Genomic DNA, 22,388 nt, shown 5'->3' with positions numbered 1-22,388 from the left:
CCGGCGCGCAAGCCGTGCCGGCCCGGCCTTTGGCGGCGTGGCCCGGCCGTCCTGTAGTCTCTTCACTTGACGGCACAACTGCCAACGTAATGGAGGAATCGTGGCATACGAGCTACACATCACTCGTGCGGAGGAATACTACGAAAGCGAAGATCGCCCGATACCCCTGGAGGAATGGCTGTCCTATGCAGACAATAACCCCGCACTCAGGGCAGGGGGGTGGCTCGGCTGGGACGAAGACCGCCAGCCGATCTATCAATACACTTGCACAGATGGAAGTGTAGTCAACTTGACTTGGTTTGAAGGTGCCATTGATGTGAAAGGACAATTTGAAGGCGACGCCTATCAGGAGTTCGGAAGCATTGGGAGGGATTTGCAAGCCTATCTTCAGGGCGACGACGGCGAGCGGTACACGGAAGACGGCGTGTTGCCCCGCGACGAATAGCCGTCGAATTGTATTCAGAGGTCTCGTCGGGTTTTCGGATAACTCCTGTGACTTCCCACAAAGGCTCGAGGCGAGTGTCGGCGTGGCCGGGATGCCTATGCTAGGGGCGTCTGAATTGGGAGAGCGGAGGCACGGCCGGCCGTAACCCCGGCGGGCATCCGCTCAAACGTCGAGAAAGTGGTCCAGGAACTCGGCGGTGAGGCGGTTTCGCGGCCGGAAAAGCTGATCCCCAAGATCATCAGGCAGAATGCCGTCGAGAAGGCGGGGTCTCTCTATCTGCGGAGCCTCTACAGCTACGGCGCCAACTTCTACCAGGCGGGCTAGCAGCTCGTAGCGACCAGCGCGAACGCGCTTTAAGGTAATGCGTCCGATCTGGAGCCAGTTGCCTAGACACCGGCCGCGTCGCGCTGATCGGCCGGATCCGGGTCGCCGCTCAGATTGCCGTACACACCACTTCCGACCGTTGGCAGACCCGCAGCTTCGGGCCAGTTCAGGACGGCGCGGCACCGACGTGCGCAACTCGCTGGTCCCGTGAGTAGGGCCAACCTGGCCTCAATCCTTCAAGGGCAATAGGTCTTCCTCGAGCTCGGTCGCGTGAGCCTGCCGGCCGGACCCGAGGAGATTTTCGACCGGTGGGGTGGGGTGACCCGAGAGGCGTTCTCCCTGCACCTGCGCGATCTCGAGGAGAGCATCCTGGCGATGCGCCCAGCAGTCTCCGATCGACATATGCCGGGTGGAGTTGGGCCAGCCGTCGTTCGACAGCTGAGCGCGTGCCTCGCATGCCCTGAACAGGCGGCCGGCGAGGGTCTGTCGAGTCGACCCACCTCGTACCCTCCCGCAGCTCAGCGCTTCAAATTTTCCTGGCTGCTTCCGCGCACCTTCACAAACATGCCCTTCGATGGACATGATCGTCAGGCACGGTTGCCGTTCACCCCAGTGCCGAGGAGGCCCCCATGCGGGTAACCCGAGTCTCTGCCCGTTTCCCACGCGTCAAACGCCGCGCCGGCGCGGTCGTCCTCGCCGCCGTCGCCGCTTTGGTCGGCGTCAGCACGCAGCCCGCGTCGGCTACACCTCCCGGGATCCCGTCGAAGGCGACGGCCCAGTCGCAGCTCAACGCCCTGACCGTGGCCACTCAAGGCTCGACGAGCGGCTACTCAAGGGACCTATTCCCGCACTGGATCACGATCAGCGGTAGCTGCAACACCCGCGAGCAGGTCCTCAAGCGCGACGGCACCTCCGTCGTCGTCGACAGCTCCTGCGCGGCCACCTCCGGTCGCTGGTACAGCCCGTACGACGGCGCCACCTGGACGGCGGCCTCCGATGTCGACATCGACCACGTCGTCCCCCTCGCCGAGGCGTGGCGCTCCGGCGCCAACTCCTGGACGACCAGCCGCCGGCAAAGCTTCGCCAACGACCTCACACGCCCGCAGCTGATCGCGGTGACGGACAACGTCAACCAGTCCAAGGGCGACCAGGACCCCTCCACCTGGCAGCCGCCTCTGTCGTCGTACCGGTGCACCTACAGCAAGATGTGGATCACCGTGAAGTACAGCTGGGGGCTCACCCTGCAGTCGTCGGAGAAGTCCGCCCTGCAGAGCATGCTCAACACCTGTAGCTCCTGACCACGATCCGCCTGACGGTCTGCGCCCCGAGGTGCGGACCGTCAGGCGGGTGCTAGGTCTGCTGTGGCGGCTGGCTGTCGCCGGACTGCTTGCGCCACTGGCCGCCCGCGTCGGCGGCGAGCAGACGCTTGACCATGGCGAGAGCCTCATCCTCGGTGTCGAACTCCCACCGCAGCACCCGGCCGGTCTCGCTGTCGCCGGCTCGGGCGGTGACCTTCCACCGGACCTCGCGAACGAGCCAGACATCTCGGCGGCCCAGGCGACCCCAGATCCCGTTCCACCAGCGCGCCGCCACATCCTCCACCAGCGAATCGTACAAGCGTTCGATCAGGGGATGATGTTGGGTAGCGACGTGACCTGGCTCGGGTGCCGTCGTTCTCTGGTCGGGACACAGGCTCCGGCTTTGGCCGGTTGACAGCCCATGCCGAGGTCACTGGTCCTGGGGGACAGGTCCGTCGTATTGGAAGGTTGGCGGGTCGACCTCGCCGGCGCAGCGGAGGTAGCGGTGCTGCACCGGCGGGCTGGGATGATCGCGGGCACCGAGGTAGGCGCCGCTCTGCGGCAGGACGATGGCCTGCGGAAGGGACCCGTCGTCGTCAACCTCAATGTGGGTGAGGCGGCCGTCGGCGGGTCCGCCGAGCAGCCATGCTTCGACGGCGGGCATCAGCGGCTCACCGTCAGTGTGGCGGCGGCTGTCAGCAGGCCGGCGACGGCGGCGATGAGGGCGGCCGTCGCGCCGATGAGGCCAGTAACACCGACGAGGTGCTCCAGTGGCGTTGGCCTGTCGGTGCGCCGTGATCGGCTGCGTCCACCCCGGGTCATGGCTGCGCTCCTTCGTCGTTGGAGGGGACGTGGCGTTGTCCCCGCGCAGGTACTTCAGCAGTGGTGGTCCGGCCGATCAATGCCTGATCGCATTAGCTGTGGATAACTCAGGTGCCTGTGGATTACCAGATGATCATTGCGGGCTTCTGGGATCATGCGCCGCTCGTTGCCGACCCGAGCGAGGTGGGTTGATGAGAACGCCGTCATGGGCCCACACGTGGTGACCGTCGGGCCATTGAATAGCTGGCCCGTCGTCGGCATGGAGACGGTCCTGCTCGTTGAGTGTGAGCAGGGTGGGTCGCTCGCTCATGACCGCGGTTTCGGGGAAGGGCCACCAGGGTCCGCTGGTGAGGGTGACGTCGCGGCAGCCCTGCCAGGCGGTGCCGGGGTCCGTATCGAAGACTCTGCGGTAGGTGTCGATGGCCGCCAGGACCATGGGGTCGGGGTAGAGGCACCAGGCCGGGTCGAAGAATCGGTCGTTGAGGTCAGGTGTGCTGTAGCGGACGACGGCACGGGCTTCGTCGTTCTGGTCGACGAGCCCGTGCTCGTCGGACCAGTACCAGGCCGGTTGGAGCGTGTAATCGGCGCTGATCGCGCGGTCGATCGCCGACCACGCAGGGGTCAGGACGTGCCGGTAGGTCTGGTGCACGGCGTGAAGCACGGGCCGCAGTGCCGATCGCTCGGACGGCAGGACCGGTGGGCACCGGTAGGGGCGCTCCATCAGGTCGTACCGTTCGTCCATGCCGTCGTAGCGTTGCTCGCCGTAGAACCCGTTGCGTTCGAAGTGGTAGTGGAACTCGCCGAAGGCGGCGAACCGTTCGCTGTCGCTGGCCCGATCGATGAGTGGGGTGCGGGCTGCGGACAGAGCCTGGTTCAACACCGTGCGACGCACGGAATTGACGAGTGGAGCCTGCCCATTTTCAAGGAAGCTCCTGATGAGCTTGAGGGCGGCCCAGGGAGACGGGCACCAGATGAACTTTGTGGGCTCGGGCTTGCCTGCGGTGCGGTAGGCGGCGCGGGCTGCGGCTTCGGCGGTGTCGTGATCGGCGGGTTCGGTTGTCAGGACTGTGCGGGTCCATGTGCGGGCGATGCCGTCGGTGGGATGGGCGGGTGGGTGCGAGGGCTTCACGGTTCCATCCAATGCGTGTTGGTGTCGTTGGCAAGAGGCACGCAGGCGGGAGACGGTCTGTTTACGGGGATTTCTCGGGGGAGATTCTTCGGCGGTTCGTGACGCTGGTGCGGTTTCGGCTGGCCTCTGCTGGCCGTGAGTGATTGACAGGTGACGTGAATGTGATCCTCATGTTTGACTATGGACATGGGGTCGGGGGAAGCGCGGTTGTCGATCGATTGCGGCAGCGCCGGCACCCAAGCCGTCCTGGCGTGGGCCGACGGCAGCGCGCACGTCCTGTCATTCGACGGGAATCCTTACCTACACAGCGCGTCATCTATGCCCGCGAACCTACAGGCGGCGGGGCAGCCCTCAGCGTTCATCCCGGGGCCGCGCCGTCCGATGGAGGACGCGACGGCAGGTGACGCTGGTGGCGACGCGCTGGAGATGGCAGCGTCGCCGCTGCGCCGAGCCGCCGCTGAAGCCGAACGGGTCGTCGGTCAACCTGTGCGGGATGTGCGGGTGGTAGTCCCGGCCGCGTGGGGGCCACGGCGGCGGACCTGGATGCGGCAAGTCGCACACCGAGCGGGATTGCCGCAACCACGTCTGGTGGAGGCCCCGGTAGCGGTCGCCGAGTACCTACTCACCACCGGTGTGCAGGTGCCGGTCGGCGCGTTCCTTGTCATCTGTGACGTCGGCGCGGGCGCGGAGGTGACGGTGCTGCGCCGCGGGCCGGCCGGGTTCGAGGTCCTCGCGACCCTCGCCGACGCCGCGGCTGGCGGCACGGCAGTCGACCACGCGCTCGCCGACGCCCTCATCGGCACGTCGACCGGAGAGGGGCAGGGCGAGTCGCGCGCCTCGGTGGCGCACAGCGTTCGGGTCGCCAAGGAAGCGTTGGTGATCCATCCGGCGGTCACGGTTCCGCTCCCGGACCGGCCGCCGGTCGTCGCGAACAGTGCGATGCTCGACGAGGCCGCCCGGCCGGTGGTGTGGCGCGTGGCGCAGTTGACGCAGGAGACGGTCGCCGTCGCCGAACTCACGGTCGGCGACCTCGCCGGTATTTACTGTGTGGGCGGCAGCGCCCAACTACCGCACCTAGCGGCGGCGATCGCCGAGCACACAGGCGCCGCACCCATAGTCGTGCCCGAGCCGGCGCTGGTCGCGGCCCGGGGCGCCGCGGACGTCGGCGCCGTCGATACCGCGACGGTCGAGCGGGTGGAGGTGCCGGTGCCGCCCGTGCGGCGGGCGGCGGCGATCGCGGTGCCGGGCTTCGCGTCGCTGGCCCTGATCTGGCAGTGCCTCCTGACCGCCGAGGAGCATGGGGTGCTCGGCGTGTACTACTCGGTGAGGGTGAACTGGGGCGAGTTCACGATGGCCGCGGTGATGGCTCTTCTGGCGTGCCTGGCTGCGGGCACGGTGCTCGGTTCGCTGATCGCCGCCCGCAGTCCCACCCCCGGCACCCGAACCGAAGGGGGACGGGTCAGCGTTGGGATCCTCGCCGCGGTGTCCCTCGGCGCGGCGATCGCTGGCCTGTACGCGGTGGTCACCAGCCAATACTTCGGTATGCCTGTCGGCCCGTACCTGAAGTGGGCGCTGTGGCCGATCGCCCCGGTGTCGGTGATGGCCGTGGCGATGGCGCTCGTCGCCGCCCGGCAGTGGCGTTCCCCGCACGGCGGCTGGTCGGCGTTGCTGGCCGCGCCGACCGGATCCATCGTCGCCGCAACCCTCGGCATGGGGTTGATCCAGTACTCATTGACCGCCGACCGGTGGCCGGACCGGATCCTGTGGATCGACATCGCCGGCCGCGTCGGCGGTTTCCTCCTCGGCGTTGCCGTGGTCATGGCGGTGGTGACACCGTTGATGTTCCGCCTCATCCTCGCCGCCCCGGTGTCGGTGATCTGCGCGGCGATCGTCAGTAGACGGGCAGCCGGCATGCTCGGCGTCATCTACGCCATCGCCGTCGCGACCTGGTGGGCTACTCGGCTCTGGAGCCGTGTCCTGCGCCCCGCCCCACCCGCGCGCGCCGCACCTCCCACGGGCCCGGTTCGGGCGGACGTGTCACCGGGTGGAGGCGGGTGACATGCGGTGGCCGCGGCAGCTGATGTCGCTGCTGTTCGTCCTCACCCTTCTGGCCGGCCCTCCGATAGTGCTGCTGTCACTGGTCGGAGCACCCGTACGAGGTTGGCCCACCGCCGAGCAGGCACGGCAGTGGGTGCAGAACCCGCTGACCGAACAGACCCTCACTGCCGCGCTGACCATCGCGGCCTGGCTGGTGTGGCTCCTACTCGCCTACACGGTCACGATCCGGGTGCTGACCCGCCTGAGCGCGACCGTGTCGTGGCTGCGGCGCATGCCGCTGCCGACACCCTTGCAAGCCACCGCCGGTGGCATCGCCGGGGCGGCCGTCCTCGGCGTCAGCTCCCACGCGATCACCGCACCGCCACCGCCGCCCACGCAACCGCTAGCGGCAGGAACTCTGGATGAAGCCGGTAAGCCCACGGCACCAGACGGCGACGTCCTGGCCGACGACGGGATCAGCGTCGCCGGCGGCTGGCTGCCGCGCGATGTGGCGGAGCAGGTCAGCGCGGCAGCGGCGCTGGTGTGGCTACGCCGCCGCCGCTCCTACCGGCCCCGCCCGCCAGGTCCACCGAGCCGCGAGGACACGGACCTGGCGCCGCTGCCCCCGACAGTGGCGGCCGTACAAGCCGCCCTCGCCGATCCGACGCCACCGCCTACCGAACCCGGCGCCGCCTCGGCCGGCTCGCCGCCGCTCGACCGGCCAACCCCTGGCAGGGCTTTCCCCCGAGCTGCGGTCGGTCTCACCGGACCAGGGGCGCAGGACGCAGCGCGAGGCCTGCTCGTCACCAGCCTCCTAGCTGGGCGTCATCACCCGGCAGTGTCCGTGGTCGCCACCCGATCCGTCCTGGCCGGGTTGCTCGGCCCCACCGCCGAAACGCTGGGCCGGCGCCTGCCCGGGCTGGCCGTCATCGACAACCTCGGGCAAGCAGCAGGGTTCCTCTCCGGAGACCACCCTGGTCGGGGCCTGGGCGGACGAGACCAGCCACAACGAAACACGCAGGAGGGCACCGGCCCACCCGGACCAACCCTCATCGTCGACGAGGCGTCCGCGACGGACAACGCCGACACCCTGGTGACTTTGGCCACCGCCTCCTCCGCATTGGCCGTGCTCGGACGGTTCCCGGCCGGCCAGACATGGCAGATCGACCCGTCGGGGCACACGCACCACCAGGACGGCAGCGGGTCAGCCGGGCCACGGATGTGCGTCCTTAGCCAGGTCACGGTCACCGACCTGCTCACCGTCATCGCCCAACCCGGCACGGCGCCGCCAGAGCCTGGCGCCTCCGGCCCGTCGCGCAACCCCGCCCTGGCAGGCCGGTCCCCGCAGTGGGAGGCCACCGCCCAGGACCACCCCGTCCGCTCCGGCACCGACAACCGACGCCTCCAGCTGCGCGTGCTGGGCGAACCGACACTGCTGCTGGACGGCCACCCTGTGGAGATCCGGCGTACCGCCGCCCTCCAAGTCCTCGTGTTCCTCGCCGCCCACCCCGACGGAGCCGACACCCGACAACTGACAGACGCTATCTGGCCGGGCCTGCCCCGCCGCTCTCTCACCGGCCGCCTCTACACCACCCTCAGCGACCTCCGCGCCACCATCCGCTCCACGGCAGGGGTGACCATCATCGAGCACACCGACGACCGGTACCGCCTCCAACCCAATGGCGTCACCGTCGACCTGTGGCACTTCCACCACGCGGTCCGCGACGCCACCACCGCCGTCACCACCGACGCCACGACCTGGAAGGCCGTCATCGACGCCTACCCCGGCGACCTCGCCACCCGACGGACCTGGCCCTGGCTCGACCCGATCCGCGAGGCCACCCGCCGGCACGTCATCGACGCACACGCGGCTCTCGCCAGCGCCAGCCCTGACGCCCGTCAAGCCCTGGCATGGCTGCAGGCCGGCATCCGCATCGACCCATACAACGCCGACCTGCACACCCGCGCAGTCAGCGCACTCATCACCCTCGGCGACCACGACGCGGCCGACCACCTGCGGAAGGATCACGCCCGTCGTCTCGCCGCAGCGGGCATCGTCCCCACCGAGCCGGCGCTCACGACAGCCACCCTCAGGGACCATCCGGCCATCCCCACCCGGTAACGCTGCCCGCTCCGAGCGCACGGGTAACTCGGTGCGGGAAAGCCCCGAACTGGGCTAACGCCAGGCGCTTTCGGCTTCGCTTCCGCTAACGGGGCCCCCGTGCTCGGTCCCAGACGGCCAGCTCGTCCTCCTGGCGAAGCCGCGTCCTGGCCTCAGCAGAACGCCGCCGGTCGCACCGTCTCGGCTTCTATCGACTGGCTGTGAGCTGGGGTTGTTAGGTCGTGTGAGGTCGTGTGAGGTCCTGTCAGCCAGCGGAACCGCGTCGTCTTCTGCCGCTCGCCCTACGGTCGATTCGTGGCCAACGTGTCACGGCGCTGCCAAGCCGGCTCAGTGCCGGTTGGCGTCCGGTCCCCACATGGCAGCAAGGGAGGGGCGATGAGGTCTAGGGCCGCTTCGGCCGCTCACACGTCGGCGGTGACGCTGCTGGTCGTTGCTGTGCCGGTCACGCTCGTCCGCGTCGACAGGTGGCCACACCCGCAGGGCTCGTGGACCACTCTGCTGCGCGGCTGGGTCGAGGAGCCCCTCAGCGGCGGCTTCCTCGCCGGCATCGCCTACCTCGCGGCGTGGCTGCTGTGGGCAATGCTCGCCGCCGCGATCACGGCCCGCCTGTACGCCCAGGCCGCCCGGATGTCACGGCGACTGCCACAGCTGCACCTGCCAGGGCCGCTGCAGGGCATCACGGCGGCTGTCCTGGGAGCGACCGCCGTCAGCACGGCGGCCACCGCGACACCCGCCCACGCCAGCGCGACCACAGCCGCCACCGCGGAGACGACCCATCCACCGCAGGGCCCAGCAGCCACCGCGCGGACCCATGCCGACGACCACACCGCCTCACCACCCACCGGCAAGGACCAGGCCAACCACACCTACACGGTGCGGCGCGGCGACACGCTGTCCCGCATCGCCCAGGACCGCCTCGGCGACGCAGACCGCTGGCCCGACATCTTCACCGCCAACCGCGGCACCCGCTTCCCCCACACCGGTGGGACACTTCGCGACCCTGACCTCATCTACCCGGGCTGGACACTGCGACTACCTCCCACGGCCGAAGCACCACGCCCGTCGCCCCGACCGGCGCCTACCCCAGCGCCGACGACATCAGCTCCGTCAGGATCGCCCAACAGCCCGACCGGAACCGACACCGACGACGGCCTCGTGGAGTCCGCCCCAGCGCCCACGCCCGCGCCAGCCGACCAGGGCTCGGCGTCGAGACCGGCTGCCACGCCCACCACTCGCACCGCCGACGAACGAACCGCCCCAACCCCGCGACCTCAACCAGGTGTGTCGCTCGGTACGGGTAGCTGGCTCGACATGGGACTCGCCGCCGCAATCCTCGCCGCGGTTGCCCTCGTTTGGGCACACCGCCGTCGCCGCTACACCCCCCAGCAACCCACCACGCGCCCACGCCTCGACGACCCGAGCGTCGAACCAATGCCGGCGGTGATCACCCGGATCCGTCGCGGCCTAAGGGCCCTGACACCGAGCGCGAAGACGAGTCCTGACCCCCGCCCCGACCTCGACCCTCCGCCCGACGAACCCGTCGTGGACGCCGACTCGGACCCGACAGACGCGGCCGACAACGAGACCCCCAAGCTCACGGCGCACGAATCGCAGCCGCCTATATCCGCGCCGACCCGCCCGCTGATCGAGGCGTGGCCATCTGCGGGACTCGGCCTGATCGGGCCCGGAGCCGAGGCAGCGGCCCGAGGCCTGCTCGTGTCCGCCCTCGCCGCCGGCGGACCAGATGACCCCGATAGCCGCCACCATGTCGTCATCGCCTCGGACACCCTCACCATGCTCTTAGGCAACACCACATCCACACCGGCGGACACGTCGCGGATGACCATCACCAGCGGACTCAGCGACGCTCTGACGCTGATCGAGGAGCAGACGCTGCACCGCGCACGCATGTGCGGCGGCGACGAGGTCGACACGATCGCCGACCTGCGGGACCGGGGCACGATCGCCGAACCCGTGCCGCCGACGGTGCTGATCGCCGCCCCCACCGCTGCTCACGAGCGCACCCGCATCGTCGCGCTACTCACGCAAGGGCACCGACTCGACATCCACGGCGTCCTGCTCGGTGCCTGGCCCGATGGCGACACCATCCTCGTCGCCGAAGACGGCTCCACCAGCATCATTAAGCACGACGCGAAACAGCACAGCTGTCCTTCCGCCGTCGGCCGCCTGAGCGTCATCAACCGCAGCGAGACCACCGACCTGCTGCGGCTCCTCGCTGAGTCCCATACCGGCGAGCCTCAACCGCCAGCACCCGCGCAGCGCATACCACTCGACAGGCTGCTCGGCGCCACCCACGCGCCGAACCGCACACCCGAGATTTCTGCCGCCGCACACCTGCAGGAGCGCCGCGATAACGCCGGGAATCAACCGCAGCCGGCGGGCGACGATCGGCCCTGCAGCACCGGCGGACGCGTCGACGTTCGAGTGCTCGGCGGGGCTCGCATCGTGGACATGGACACGACCACGCCGCTGCGGGCGAAAGCCCTCGAACTGCTGGTCTACCTCGTCGTTCAGGACGGCGAAGCCGCACAGGACAACATCCTCGACGACCTGCTGCCCGACGCCCCCGCGTCGAAGGCACCGCACCGCCTGCACACCTACGTATCCGCACTACGCAAAACCCTCGTCCTCACCGGAGGACCCGACACCTACCTCACTCACCCGGCGCGCCGCTATGCCCTCAACCGCGACGCCCTCGACACCGACCTGTGGCGCATGCGCGCCGCGCTGCGCGACGCCGCGCTCGCCACCACCGACGCCGACCGCACCGCCGCACTGCAGCGCGCCGTCGACGCCTACGACGGCACACTCGCCGACGGCTTCGACTTCGAATGGATCGAGGCATACCGCGAGGGCATCCGCCGCCAAGCCCTCGACGCCCACCTCGCCCTCGCCGCCGCTACCCCTGAACCGGCACAAGCCTTGGCTGTCCTGGAAGCCGCGATGCGCCACGACCCGTACGCCGAAGCCTCCTACCAGCAAGCGATGCGCGCCCACGCCGCACTGGGACACCTCGAGCAGATCCGCTCCCTACGCCGGGCCCTCACCCGCAAACTCGACGAGATCGACGCCGAACCCAGCGAGGACACCCTGAGACTCGCCAACCGGCTCATCGCCGACCTGCGCCGCCAGAAGCCAACCGGGAAGACCGACTCTCACAACAGCGGACTTCACCCGTGAGGCCGGACCCTTCGGCGGCATCCGACGCTCGTCGTGGCAGCCTGCACGATCAGCCCAACGGGGGCGGGGACGGCGACGGCCCGCAGGCGACAGGCTGGGACCGCAACGGCACCGCGTGGCCCCTGCGAGCAGCCGTACTCAACGGCCATCCTGGGCTCGCCCGCAGCCCTCAGGGCGGGTCGACGCACCGGCAAGCTTCGCCCCCGGCGACCCTCGACGCGGTGGACGCCGACCTGGCCACAGCAGTCCGGCAGGCCGCCTGGATACGCCAGGTGTTCTACGTCCTGGTGCTGCTGGTCGCCCTCGTTGGACAAGTCACCGGCGCCGTCGAAACACTCGGCGTCCCGGTAGCCGTCGCGGTCCCGGCCGTCGCGGCACTCGAACTGGGCGGCGTGGTCGTGATGGCCAACGCCGACGTGCGACGCCGGCTCGGTGAACGGGCAATCGGATCACGCCTGCTGTCCGCCGCGATCGCCGCCGGAGCCGTCACCTTCAACGGGGCCGCCCACCCCGACCACCTAGTTGGCGGCTTCTACGCAGGCATGTCCGCCCTCGGATACCTCGTCTGGCTGATGCACGCCGGCAACCAGCGCCGCGACCGCCTGCGCGTCACCGGGGGCCTGCCGCCCACACCACCCGCCTACGAGGTGTTCGGGCACTGGATCTGCCACCCTCTTGTCACTTCTCGGGCGCGGTCCATCGCCAAGGCTAACGGCCTCGACCTGTACGAGTCCCTTGCTGCGGCCCGCACCGCGATCGCCCGCCGACGCCGCGACGCCGCAATCGCCAAGGTGCTCCATCGCAAGATCAGAATCGCCGTGGACCCCTCCACCGCCGACATCGCCGTGCACGTGTACGACCTAGACGAGATCGCCGCACGCCTCGCAGCCACCGCCGACTACAACGGGCTGACCATGCTCCTAGCCGCTGACCTCGCCCCAGAGCGGATCATGACGGCCCACAGTACCCGTCACCGCCGTCGCTGGTTCAGGCGAAACCGCCTCGCCGACGCACCACCGGCACCTGAGCCCGCCCCCTGCGCGCCGCAAGCGCCCACCGCGGTGGCGGACACGCCTTGCGATGACCGGCAGGAGCCGATTACAGAGCCAGCTGAGAATCCTGCGCCGGCCCCGAGCGGCCATCAGCAGAGTGCGGAGAGCCGCGACGCTGGCCCGCCTGAGGCTCTGGCCCCGGACGATCCGGCCGTTGGGGACCCAGCAGATAGGACCGTAGACGACAAGGACGTCCGTGGCGCGATCGCCGACGAGGAGACGGACGACGGCGATCCGGATGCAGCCGCCGACGACGCCAACGACGACGAGGACTCGGAAGTGCCCCGGGGAACCGCGCAGGCAGTGGCCTACTGGCTGCGCAAGGAGCCAAACCTGGACCCTGAACTGCTCGCCGAGAGGATCGGCAGGTCACTGCGATCGGTCTACCGATACCTGCCGCCGGACTACCCCCGCCGACCGGGGATCGCCAGGCGACGGACCCGACGCCAGCCGGCCCCGCCCGACGCGCGAGCCACCGCGAGTGACGTCAACAGGCAGCCCGCCCGCCCGACGAACGAGGAAAGGGCCGCACTTCCTACTCGAGAGCCCGCAGGTGGGCTAACACTGCGGAAGTGAGACCAGTGCAGGATGTGGCCCTCTGTGAGGGATGGCCGAAACGAGGTAGGCGAACAAGCGACGGAGTTTCGTTGCTGCTCAGCGGTATCAGGCTGCTGTCGGCGTGCCGGGTCCCCTGCAGAGACAGGTACAGCTTGACGTACAAGCCTGCACCGGGGCAGGCGAACTTTGATGGTCGCTGCCTTGACGGTTGTGCGACTGACCAGCATGCAGGGTCGATGACGTCGCGTGACGGGCGTTCAGTCGACATCTCCACGCGCCATCCGGTTCTAGCGGGCGAGCGGATGTCATCCATCAGCGCTCGTATACGCCGTTGCGAAGCTAACGCTGGCACTGGCATACGCTCAGCTACGTGGCTGACGTATTTGATCGGGTTCAGGCTATGCCGAGCATTGCCAAGCTTTGGCCTGGAGAGCCCGGCGTTGGCAGCGACTTTGCCTCCGACGCGACGCATGCGCCGATCTCCACCTACACCGTCGCCCGGGTCCTTCTCCTCGACGCGGTGCACCGGCTGCAAGCTGCGGCGCGGATTGCGCATAACCCCGATCTTGCCAGCCAGGGGACGCATTTCCTGCTGCTACGACCGGCCTTGGTGTCAACGGCCAAGGGCGCGTGGCTAGTTGGGGCAGCGGACTCCGCAGAGCGCGTGAGCCGAGCGATACGGTTGGTAGCTGACGACCGTCGTCAGGGCGCCATCGCTATGCGTAAGGCGGTGGAGCAGGGTGCACCCGCTTCGTTCGGGGCTGTTGGTAATGCGTTCGAACGATCGCGAGAAGTCGTTATGTCTGCGGTGCGAGACCTTGCCCCCGAAGTGCACAGACGGCCGCCGCGGGATGAATCGATGATTGTGGACCTCGGATCCGAGATTGACAGGCATTACGGAACAAATACGGCGACGTCGGACGTCCAGTTGCTGTGGAACATGTCTAGCAGCTTAGCCCATGGGGAGCGGTGGTATTCAACGCTGAGTGCTGGGCCACGCCGAGCGCCCGTCGCGGAGATCTTGACCACGCGATCGTTCGACATAGTGTGCAGCGGACTCAACGTCACTGGATTACGGACTCTCACCCTCGCGGCCGCGCGCAACCCGAGCTGAGGGGAATTGCCCAAACCCCTCGGCGGGCGATGCATCTAGCACCGCAGGTCAAACTGTCCTCGCCAACGGAGGGGTGCCTACGGGAGTTCGTCGATGTCAGCGAAAACGCTTCGCTCGCAAGTTGGCTCGGCCCTCTCCGCAATATTGTCATCGCCGGATTCGTCCGTTTCGGTGGTGCGGTTCGCTGCCATCGCCAGCTCACCCTTCAGCAGGATTGCTTCGGCGAATGCTTGTTCCGTCGCAGTGTCACCGGCTTCATGGAATGCTTGGCGATACAACTCGAGCGCGTATCCAGCCGGGTCCTCCAACCGGGTGTCATTGCTATCTTCATTGGCCTTCCATATGGCGTCGGAAGGCCAGTCCTCTTCAACCGCACGAGTCAGCTGGGGAACAAGGTTTTTGCGAACGTAATCCATGAACTTCAGCCGTTCGTCGACCTTGAGCAGCTTTTGCCATGGCCCGTCCTCCAGCCATGCTGGGTCAACAAATCGGACAGCCAATCGCGCCATCTGATTGCACGCCGCTCTCCGGGATTCTTCAGATAGCCGCCCCATCGCCAAAAGTCGACTCAAGATTATTGGCTCTGGCTCGAAGGAGGCGAAAGAGTCGAAGTTGAGGAGTTTATTCTCAAGCATTTCATCGACCTTCAGGTATGCCTGCAATAGGTCATCGCCTCCCCTGCGGGCCATGTATCGACAAATATCTCCAGTCCAGCATGAGCCATCCGGCCATTCATTGAAGATGGCCAGGAACCTTTCGGAGACGGCCCCGAAGAGGGTCGGAGGAATGCGCATCAGGGTCCCCTCTAAGGGGGCGGCATCAAACGGTAGGCAGTCCGTGCTGTCAAGCAAAGTCGAGTCATCCATTTCAGTAATGATTGCGGAGATCAGGTTCGGCTTTTCGGCGAGCCAAGCGGCGAAGCCCTCACGCAAGGTTGGATGAATGAAGTTGTACGATTCGCGACCCTCGCGAATCTCCTTGCGAAGAAATGTCCCGACAAGAGATCCTACGGATGCGGCACATGCGGCGGGCGTCGATCCTGCCGCCTCGATCACATTTCGCTCCGCCTGCGTGACTCTAAAGTATGTAGAGAGCCCTCCCGCGCCCGCTGAATAGATCAGCGCTAGGGCTGCCTGTGCTGCGTTGTCTAACTCGAAGTAGACATCCGTCAGGTATTGCTTAGGGCGAGCAATAAACGAAATTACTCCGCTACGGTCGAGGGTAAGCCCGCGAGTGAACGCCTGCAAACCGAGCCTTCGCGCGGACTCTGGTCGAAATGCGTCAGCGTCTGCAGCCGCCTCGAGGTGCGGCTTCATTAGGGCACGAACCTTTGCAGGTTGATCACCGGCAGACAGGTGGTTGTAAAGGATCTGATGCCGTTCAGCGCGGCTGATATCCGAGACATCTACTGTGATTTGCTGCTCCGTGAGCAGCGGGTAGGCGTACGTCTTCAGCATTGGCCTTGCGTCGCTATAAATGTAGCTCCGCGAGGTCAGCACGATCTTGGCGCCGCCCTTGATTGCGCTCATTATCAGCGGCAAATCACGAGCCCAATCGAAGGTCAGCCTCTCTTCATGCCTTACTACCCCAAAAGCATCGTCTACCCAGAAGATTTGATTTGGCTCGTTCGGGTTCCAATGCTGCACCAACTCGCCCGACGTGCGTGCCCTCATCAGAGGGGTGGACCAATTATCCGCAGCACTTATTGCTAGCATTCGAGCAATCGCCGACTTTCCCACGCCCGGCTCACCCAAAAGCATTACGAATCCGTGCTCTCGTAGAGCAGATGCCGCCTTCCGATATGCTGCGGTGGGCACGAAGGTCGATATCTCCTCCGTCGCCGATGCCGCAAGCGCCGATGCTTGCGCATACGATCTCTCGTCTAGAATTTGAGATAAGTCTCCCAGGCCGTAAACGCGCGGAACGAACATCCGAAGTTCACGGCTAGCCGCGATCGTGTCACAAATCCATTGCCCGTCTAAGATGAACACCTCTCGGGCGCCTTCTTTGAGTAGCCGCTCGCGAATCTTCTCTTCCGATGCGCCGGTGACCCGCGCATTCGTAAGTAAGACGTAGGTCTTGCAAACGCCGCGCCCGACCAAACCGCCTACTTTGGCGAACTCGTCAGCGAGCATCGAAGTTGATAGCAAAGCGCCCGGGATCTTACTGTGCTTGCACTGGACCACAAATGGACCGGCGGGGACCTCATCAACATTGTGTCCCTCAATCCGGACCCACGTACCGTAAAATGCCCCGTCGCGGCCGGCATCATTGGAGTCTGCGAAAGCCGTGAAGGTTTGTCCCCATACCCGCCGCATGACTGCGGCGCAGAGGTCTTGGAAAGCCCTCCACCCCAGGGTATGAAGCGCAAAGTTTGGAGATCCTGGTGCTACAACCTTGGCCGCGGCAACCACTTGGCAGTCCCTTCGGCTAGCGAGGCCTACCCGACGGCTGTAATCCTAGGCCCGGTGCAGCTATCGCTGGGCGCGCCTTGCGGTCCCGCCGCAAGGCCTGGCACGAGCCCGACCATCCGCGCGATCACCGCGCCCGGTTCATCGAGGTCGGCATCTGGGTACGTGTGTGGACTCCCGGTGTCGGAAAGACCGTCGGGCGGCGACCTCACGGTCTGCTCGATCAGCCCGGTGTAGTTCACACGCCCGGTCATAAACCCCATGCTGCCCTGGAGCTTCCACGTCACCGAGCATCCGGATTTGCCGCGTTCCGGGCACGCATGTGCCTGTGATGGGCTAACCGAGCTTGGCCGGACGGAGTAACTCCGCCTGAGTGGGAACTCGGGTCGACCCTCTTTGGCTCCGTCGTCATGTGGATCTTTGTACGTAACGGCGTACCTACCTATGTACTCCGATCTGTACGCCGACAGCTGCCTTCGCTGGTGCTGCCACCTTTGTGGGCCAGCGGTTCGATTGTGCCCGGGATCCGCGCACCTGGGGCGTCCGGATCCCGGGCGGCGCCGCTTTTTCGCGCTATATCTGGGCGATCAGTGGCTGTGCCTGAGGGGCGAACCTGTACCCGCTGTCCCAGGGGAACCGGCCCTGCTGGTCCGGCCAGACGAGCTGCTGGAGGCGGATCTGGTGACGGCCGTAGCGGGCGATCGCCATCCCGGGCAGCAGGTCATGGGTGGGTGACCCGTCGATGATGATCGCGTCGTAGCCGGCGATGAGGTCGCTGACGCGCTGGCCGTGGCTGAACCGTTCGGCCCTGTCGTAGACCCGGCGGGCGAGGTCGTTGAGCAGGCAGTGGGCGACCCCGGGGGGTAGCCCGGCGGTGAGCAGTTCGGGGTAGTCGTGGGCGGTGAGTCCGACGGTGTAGGCGAACGGGTGCTGGTGTCGGGGTCGTCGTCGGTGGGCAGGACGTGCGTGACGGCCCAGCCGCTCGTGTCGATGATCTGTTCTTGGCGTCGGAGGACGTCGTCGATGTTCGCCATGGTGGGTGTCTCCTGGTCACTCGAGAGCACGGGTGGAGTCCGGATCGGGTGGCTCGACTTCGACGAAGCCCCAGAGTCGTTCCATGACCTGGAGTTGCCAGGTGCGGTAGCGGTCGGCGAAGCCGCGGCAGACCGCGGGCGGGACCGGGCTGCCGGCGTACGGCAGGGTCGAGTGGCAGATGATGTAGCCGGCGTCGCCGCGCGCCGCGGTCACCATGTGCTTGAGCCGGCCGGGGTCGAGGTGCATCGGGTTGCCGGGCTTGAAGATGCAGGTGGCGCACTCGCGGGCGAGCAGGCGGGTTTTGCGCAGGTCCGGGTCGCCGACGTTGAGCCGGTCTGGACGATTGGCGGCCGGTTCGTCAGCGGGTTGGGACGTGCTGTCCATCGTCAACTCCTTGTCGCTGCGGCGCGGGGCCCGCATCCGTGGATGCGGGTCCCGCGAGTCCAGGTGAACGGGATGGTCCGGCGCCGGGTCGGCGCCGGTGCGGTTGTCAGAGCTGCCTCAGCCAGGTCAGCACCGCGTCGATGTCGGCGCGGCGTAGCCCGTGGTACGGGTTGACCGGGCGGACAAGGGCGGGTCTCCCGCTGGCCGTGCGCTGGTCGGCGGTGAAGGGTTCCTTGCCGCCGAACTCGTCGTCGAGGACGGCGAGTGGCCGCTGCGCGGGCCAGGCGTAGAGAGGGCTGAGTTCGCTCTGGTGGCCACAGCGGATACCGCCCGCCTGGACAGGACGTGCTGTCATGTGGCCGGTAGGCCCAGCCGTGGTGCGATCCATTCGGCGGCGAGGTGGTTCCAGCTGGTGCACCGCACCGGCTGGGCGTGGTTGGCCAGTTCCCGCAGCCACGGCCCGCGGTCGGGGTGGAGCCAGACGGTGCCAGTGACGTGCCAGCCGTCGCCGCCGGGCCCGTCGTAGCGGTGCGGCTGGTAGCCCAGCGCCGTGGCGTGGGTGGGATCGTCGGGATTGAGCACGCCGTCGACGTCGACGGCCACGATCGGTGCAAGCGCTGGGCGGGCCAGCGGTGAGGTGCTGGTCACGGCCGGGCCTCCTGAATGGTGACCGGGTGCAGGGGCACGATGAGCCGGTCGGCGGTGCGGCCGGGCCCGTCGTCGGGTTGCCAGGTGTCGGCGGCGGCGTGGGTGGGGAACGGGCCGACGGCGGCGAGCCGGCCACCGGTGCGGTCGAGCAGCACGAGGACGGCGCTGCGGGCGTCGTCGAGTGCGGGCCGTAGGGCCGCGGCGAGGTCGGTGGGTAGGTCGACCCAGCAGGCGACGGGCAGGGCCGTGGCGGCGGGGTCGTGCAGCGGTGTGGGCCTGGTCGCGGCGAGGGTGGTGCTGTCGAGCGCGAGCGTCGCCGCGTGGGAGTCGGCCGCGGTGGCGCCGCCGGTGGGGCCGTGCGCGGCGAGTTCGCCGCCGGTGTGGACGGCGAGCAGCGTGTACGGGTCGCGGATCTCGAGTGAGTCGAGGATCGCGAGGGTGATCGTGTCCCCGGTGTGCAGGTCGGCCAGGGTGAGCATGACCGGCCGACCGTCCGGGTCCCGGTTCCAGGTGATGACGTCGAAGTGTTCGCCGGCGATGTCGCCGAGGCGTCGCCAGGCACGGTTATCGGTGTCGAAAGGGTGTTCGCTGTCGGTGCCGTAGCGCATGGGATGAACTCCTTGTGATGGGCATCGTCGTCTCGCGTCCGCCTTCGGGCCGGTTAGGGCCTGTCGGGGACGCGATGCATGCACGCTTCGATGACGGCGGATGGTCAAGTCGCGGAGCGGCGGCGGGAGCCGGCGGCGGGCCGCGCGATCCGGGGCTGTGGGTGCTTCCTGAGACGCCGCGCGCGGCGCTGCCCAGCCGCAGCCGCAGCCGCAGCCGTTGCAAGCGCCGCGCGGGGTGAACTGGTTTGCCCCCGGACGGGTCGGGTCTGGCCGGGGTTCAGGCCTGGGCGAGCGCCGTGACGGCGGCGTCGGCGATCGCGGTGATGGCTTCGACCGGGTCGGTGACGGTCAGGGTGGTGGTGTGCGTGAAGGTATTTCCCCAGATCTGGTCCGGGTCGGTTGGCTCGCCCGGAATGGGTGGGTCGGCGGGGTGTAGCCACAGCACGGCGCAGCCGGCGCGGTGCAGGGTGGTGATGAGTTGTTGTCCGGCGGGGATGTCGTCGAGGTAGCCGTCGGAGACGACGGCGAGCATCCGTAGGGTGCGGCCGTGGCGCAGGTCGAGGAGGTGGTCGGCGACCTTGACCGCTTGCGGGAAGGTGGCGGTGGCGAAGTCGGTGCGCATGTGCAGCACCTGCTTGGGGTAGGTGCGTGGGGGTATCAGGACGGTGGTGCGGTCGCCGAAGCCGATGGTGGTGGTCGTCGCGTCGGCGCGGCGGGCGGCGTGGGCGAAGATCCACGCCGCGGAGGACATCGCCTCGGTGTATTGGTCCATCGAGCCGGATAGGTCGACCAGGATCGCCAGGTGCAGGCGGGGTTTCTCGGGCGGTAGGTGGGCGCGTTGCTGCCACGGTGCGGCCGTTGGCAGTTGCCCGGCGGCGGTTTGCGCGTCGGCGGTGATGGCGTGGCGGGTGCGCAGCCTGCCGGGTGGGATCGCGGAGGGCCGCCGGCCGGGTTCGGGGTGGCGGGTGCGGGCCTGCCGCAGCCGGTTGGCGAGGTCGCGGGCCGCGCGGTGTTCCTGCTCGGTCGGGTCCCGGCGGTCCCACTCTGAGGGTGGGCTGTGGCGGCGGGCCAGCATTGATGCGGCGTACTCGGCCGGGGTGACGCCAGCGGCGACGGCGAGGTAATCGACGAGGGTCGCGGCGAGGCGGCCGGGGAACAGGCCGGCGTCCGGTACGGGGGTGTCGTATTGCTGGTCGGGGTCGATGCCGAGGACCTGACACCAGCGGCGGGCCAGGCAGATCATGGTGTCGGCGTCGGTGTCGTCGCAGATCTGGGCCTCGCGCCAGATGTCACGCAGCTGCCGTAGGCGTTTGCGTCCGAGGACGCCGGTGACGGCGGCGCGGACGGGGCGGACGTCCTTGCTGGTGACGATGCGGGCGTCGACGCGGGCCAGCAGCAGGGCTGCGAGTTGTCCGGCGTGCCATGGGTCGTCGACGGCTGCGTCGTCGGGGTCGAGGAGGGTTGTCACGACGTGGCGCAGCCAACGGCGGTCGCCCCGGCGGCGGGTGCGTTGGCGTCCTTCGGCCCGGGATTCCTCGAGCATGTTGGCGACGTCGGCGAGGATCGGCGGGGTGCAGGGCGGGGTGGTCCAGTGGCTGTGCGCGGCGTGCGCGGCGCCGTGCACGAGCAGCCCGTAGCCGGTGGGCACGAGGCGCTTGTGGCGGGCCTTGGTCGGGTCGGTGATGTCGGGGCGCTCGGCGATGTAGGTGGCGTCGACCTCGATGCGGTTGAGGTCGGGGTAGAAGCATTCGGGTGCGCCGCCGGCGGCGCCGGGGGCGACGAGGACGGTGAGGTCGGTACGGCCGGTCAGCAGCGGGACGTGTTTGGTCCACGCCGCGGACCAGTCATGCCAGTCGCTGGCGCCGGCCGGCGTCGGCGGTGCGCCCTGCTGTAGGTGGGTGCTGGGGTGTGACACGGATTGGCTCCTTCCACGGATCTGAGGTGGATGGGGGTCAGCGCTTGCCGAGGGCGAGCGCGGTGATGGGCGTGCCGGTGTGTCGGGACAGGGCGGCGGTGACGTCGTCGCGGGCGTCGTCGGGGGCGATGCCGGCCAGGTTGGCCAGGGCGGCGGTCATGCCCAGGTGGTCGCGGACTGTGACGAAGCCGAGCAGTTCGCGTAGCTGGGGCGCCCAGACGGTCTTGCCGGCGGTCAGGTCGGCGTTGAGGTCGATCGCCGCGGCCACGACTTGCTTGGGGACGCCGAGGTGGCGGGCGAGGTCCCAGTCGGTGGTGACGTGCAGGTGGACGGTGAACCGGGAGGCCAGGGCCTCGGTGAGGACCGCGCCGTGCACGCCCGGGTTGTGGCCGGCGACGATGTAGAACCCGTCGACGGCCTGCACGGTCTCGTTGCCGTTGGCGGGGATGGTGATGACACCGCGGCCGTCCATGGTCGGGTACAGCACGGCCAGGACGCGGGGTGGGATGAGGGTGGCGTCGTCGACCAGCAGCACCCGCCCGTCGCGCATGGCGGTGACGAGCGGCCCGTGGACGAACTCGTAGCCGCCGCCGGGGATCGGGTTGTAGGAGCCGAGGAAGTCGTCGACGACGGTGTCGCCGGTGCCGGCGACGGTGAGCAGGTCGGGGAACGCGGCCTCGACCATGGCGGTCTTGCCGGTGCCGGGCGGCCCGTACAGCAGCACGGGCACCTGCTGGGCGCGTAGCCGTCGCAGTTCCTCGACGTCCCAGCCCTTGCCGAGCCGCCGCGGGTGGTACAGCGTCCCGTTCGGTCGCGGCACGGGCGCGGGCCGGGACTGCCGGCCACCACCTGCACTACCGCTGGAGCGGGTGCGGGGCGCGGCGGGTGGCAGGGTGCCGGCGGCGTCGATGCCGGGCTGGGTGATCTGGAAGCGGTGGTGCGGGTCGCGGTGGTGGGTGGCGTGCCCGGCGACGGCCATCTTCTTCAATGCCTCGAACACCGCCCCGGAGGACGGTGCGCCGATCGCCCGGGTGATCTCGCCGACCTTGAGAATCTGATCGGGGTGGTCGGCCAGGTGCAGGGCGACCTTGCGGTAGAGGTAGCCGGACCGGCCGGAGCCCGCTTCGGCGGCGGAACTGCCGGCGCCGCCGGCCGGGGCCGGGTCGTTCGGCGGTGAACCGGCCGGCGGGGGCCGACGCACTGCGCGCCGACGCCGGTGGGGAGCCGACCCGATGAGGGCGGTCATCGTCGCCATCGGGGTGGCCTTCCTCGTCTCGCTCTTCTG

Annotated in this window: 19 protein-coding genes; 7 read left to right on the top strand and 12 right to left on the bottom strand. The window is 68.4% G+C overall.

Annotation, left to right across the window (positions count from 1 at the left end; translation table 11 throughout):
• Positions 1 to 100 precede the first annotated feature (100 nt).
• The 3 genes from ABZ749_RS01505 (at position 101) to ABZ749_RS01495 (ending at position 2,067) form a co-directional block, all read left to right on the top strand.
• Positions 101 to 445 carry a hypothetical protein gene (locus ABZ749_RS01505; protein ID WP_357221652.1) on the top strand — a complete coding sequence of 115 codons (345 nt, stop codon included), beginning with the start codon at positions 101 to 103 and terminating at the stop codon, positions 443 to 445.
• 177 nt (positions 446 to 622) lie between these two features.
• Positions 623 to 769 (top strand): hypothetical protein, encoded by a 147-nt coding sequence (locus ABZ749_RS01500; protein WP_357221649.1) that lies wholly within the window; start codon positions 623 to 625, stop codon positions 767 to 769.
• 629 nt (positions 770 to 1,398) lie between these two features.
• The gene (locus tag ABZ749_RS01495; RefSeq protein ID WP_357221646.1) at positions 1,399 to 2,067 is read left to right on the top strand and encodes an HNH endonuclease family protein; all 669 of its coding nucleotides are present in this window, start codon (positions 1,399 to 1,401) and stop codon (positions 2,065 to 2,067) included.
• Positions 2,068 to 2,119: 52 nt separating this feature from the next.
• Here ABZ749_RS01495 and ABZ749_RS01490 read toward each other — a convergent pair whose 3' ends face one another.
• From ABZ749_RS01490 to ABZ749_RS01475, 4 genes are all read right to left on the bottom strand, one after another.
• A complete protein-coding gene (locus tag ABZ749_RS01490; RefSeq protein WP_210923877.1) occupies positions 2,120 to 2,371 on the bottom strand; it encodes a hypothetical protein in 252 nt (83 codons plus the stop codon).
• Between the two features lie 126 nt (positions 2,372 to 2,497).
• Positions 2,498 to 2,731 carry a hypothetical protein gene (locus tag ABZ749_RS01485; protein ID WP_357221642.1) on the bottom strand — a complete coding sequence of 78 codons (234 nt, stop codon included), beginning with the start codon at positions 2,729 to 2,731 and terminating at the stop codon, positions 2,498 to 2,500.
• On the bottom strand, positions 2,731 to 2,889 hold the full coding sequence (locus tag ABZ749_RS01480; RefSeq protein ID WP_357221639.1) for a hypothetical protein: 159 nt from the start codon (positions 2,887 to 2,889) through the stop codon (positions 2,731 to 2,733). Before ABZ749_RS01480 ends, ABZ749_RS01485 begins: the two co-directional genes overlap by 1 nt.
• A gap of 133 nt (positions 2,890 to 3,022) precedes the next feature.
• Positions 3,023 to 4,018: a DUF6745 domain-containing protein gene (locus ABZ749_RS01475; protein ID WP_357221636.1), complete on the bottom strand. Its 996-nt coding sequence runs from the start codon at positions 4,016 to 4,018 to the stop codon at positions 3,023 to 3,025.
• 180 nt (positions 4,019 to 4,198) lie between these two features.
• On the opposite strand from ABZ749_RS01475, the gene ABZ749_RS01470 reads away from it, so the two are divergent.
• The 4 genes from ABZ749_RS01470 (at position 4,199) to ABZ749_RS01455 (ending at position 13,006) form a co-directional block, all read left to right on the top strand.
• Entirely contained in the window at positions 4,199 to 6,076 is a 1,878-nt protein-coding gene (locus ABZ749_RS01470; protein ID WP_357221633.1) for an Hsp70 family protein, read from the top strand.
• Position 6,077: 1 nt separating this feature from the next.
• Positions 6,078 to 8,177 carry a hypothetical protein gene (locus ABZ749_RS01465; protein WP_357221630.1) on the top strand — a complete coding sequence of 700 codons (2,100 nt, stop codon included), beginning with the start codon at positions 6,078 to 6,080 and terminating at the stop codon, positions 8,175 to 8,177.
• A gap of 414 nt (positions 8,178 to 8,591) precedes the next feature.
• Entirely contained in the window at positions 8,592 to 11,378 is a 2,787-nt protein-coding gene (locus tag ABZ749_RS01460) for a BTAD domain-containing putative transcriptional regulator (RefSeq protein ID WP_357221628.1), read from the top strand.
• Between the two features lie 221 nt (positions 11,379 to 11,599).
• Positions 11,600 to 13,006: a hypothetical protein gene (locus tag ABZ749_RS01455; protein ID WP_357221625.1), complete on the top strand. Its 1,407-nt coding sequence runs from the start codon at positions 11,600 to 11,602 to the stop codon at positions 13,004 to 13,006.
• A 1,173-nt stretch (positions 13,007 to 14,179) separates the two neighbouring features.
• On the opposite strand, the gene ABZ749_RS01450 is transcribed toward ABZ749_RS01455, so the two are convergent.
• From ABZ749_RS01450 to ABZ749_RS01415, 8 genes are all read right to left on the bottom strand, one after another.
• Positions 14,180 to 16,237 carry a hypothetical protein gene (locus ABZ749_RS01450; RefSeq protein WP_357221622.1) on the bottom strand — a complete coding sequence of 686 codons (2,058 nt, stop codon included), beginning with the start codon at positions 16,235 to 16,237 and terminating at the stop codon, positions 14,180 to 14,182.
• Positions 16,238 to 17,086: 849 nt separating this feature from the next.
• Complete coding sequence (locus ABZ749_RS01445) at positions 17,087 to 17,395, bottom strand: DUF4262 domain-containing protein (protein WP_357221670.1); 309 nt, start codon at positions 17,393 to 17,395, stop codon at positions 17,087 to 17,089.
• A gap of 168 nt (positions 17,396 to 17,563) precedes the next feature.
• Positions 17,564 to 17,932 (bottom strand): hypothetical protein, encoded by a 369-nt coding sequence (locus ABZ749_RS01440; RefSeq protein ID WP_357221619.1) that lies wholly within the window; start codon positions 17,930 to 17,932, stop codon positions 17,564 to 17,566.
• A 106-nt stretch (positions 17,933 to 18,038) separates the two neighbouring features.
• On the bottom strand, positions 18,039 to 18,287 hold the full coding sequence (locus ABZ749_RS01435) for a hypothetical protein (protein WP_357221616.1): 249 nt from the start codon (positions 18,285 to 18,287) through the stop codon (positions 18,039 to 18,041).
• Complete coding sequence (locus ABZ749_RS01430) at positions 18,284 to 18,580, bottom strand: hypothetical protein (RefSeq protein WP_357221614.1); 297 nt, start codon at positions 18,578 to 18,580, stop codon at positions 18,284 to 18,286. The genes ABZ749_RS01435 and ABZ749_RS01430 overlap by 4 nt, the downstream gene beginning before the upstream one ends.
• Positions 18,577 to 19,188, bottom strand: coding sequence for a hypothetical protein (locus tag ABZ749_RS01425; RefSeq protein ID WP_357221611.1), 612 nt, complete (start codon positions 19,186 to 19,188; stop codon positions 18,577 to 18,579). Before ABZ749_RS01425 ends, ABZ749_RS01430 begins: the two co-directional genes overlap by 4 nt.
• Positions 19,189 to 19,465: 277 nt before the next feature.
• Complete coding sequence (locus ABZ749_RS01420; RefSeq protein WP_357221608.1) at positions 19,466 to 21,103, bottom strand: VWA domain-containing protein; 1,638 nt, start codon at positions 21,101 to 21,103, stop codon at positions 19,466 to 19,468.
• Between the two features lie 37 nt (positions 21,104 to 21,140).
• Complete coding sequence (locus ABZ749_RS01415) at positions 21,141 to 22,349, bottom strand: AAA family ATPase (RefSeq protein WP_357221667.1); 1,209 nt, start codon at positions 22,347 to 22,349, stop codon at positions 21,141 to 21,143.
• Positions 22,350 to 22,388: the final 39 nt, after the last annotated feature.

The sequence above is a fragment of the Micromonospora sp. NPDC047753 genome (assembly GCF_040642735.1).
Taxonomy (GTDB): domain Bacteria; phylum Actinomycetota; class Actinomycetes; order Mycobacteriales; family Micromonosporaceae; genus Micromonospora.
This window is presented reverse-complemented; position numbering and strand designations above follow the sequence as displayed.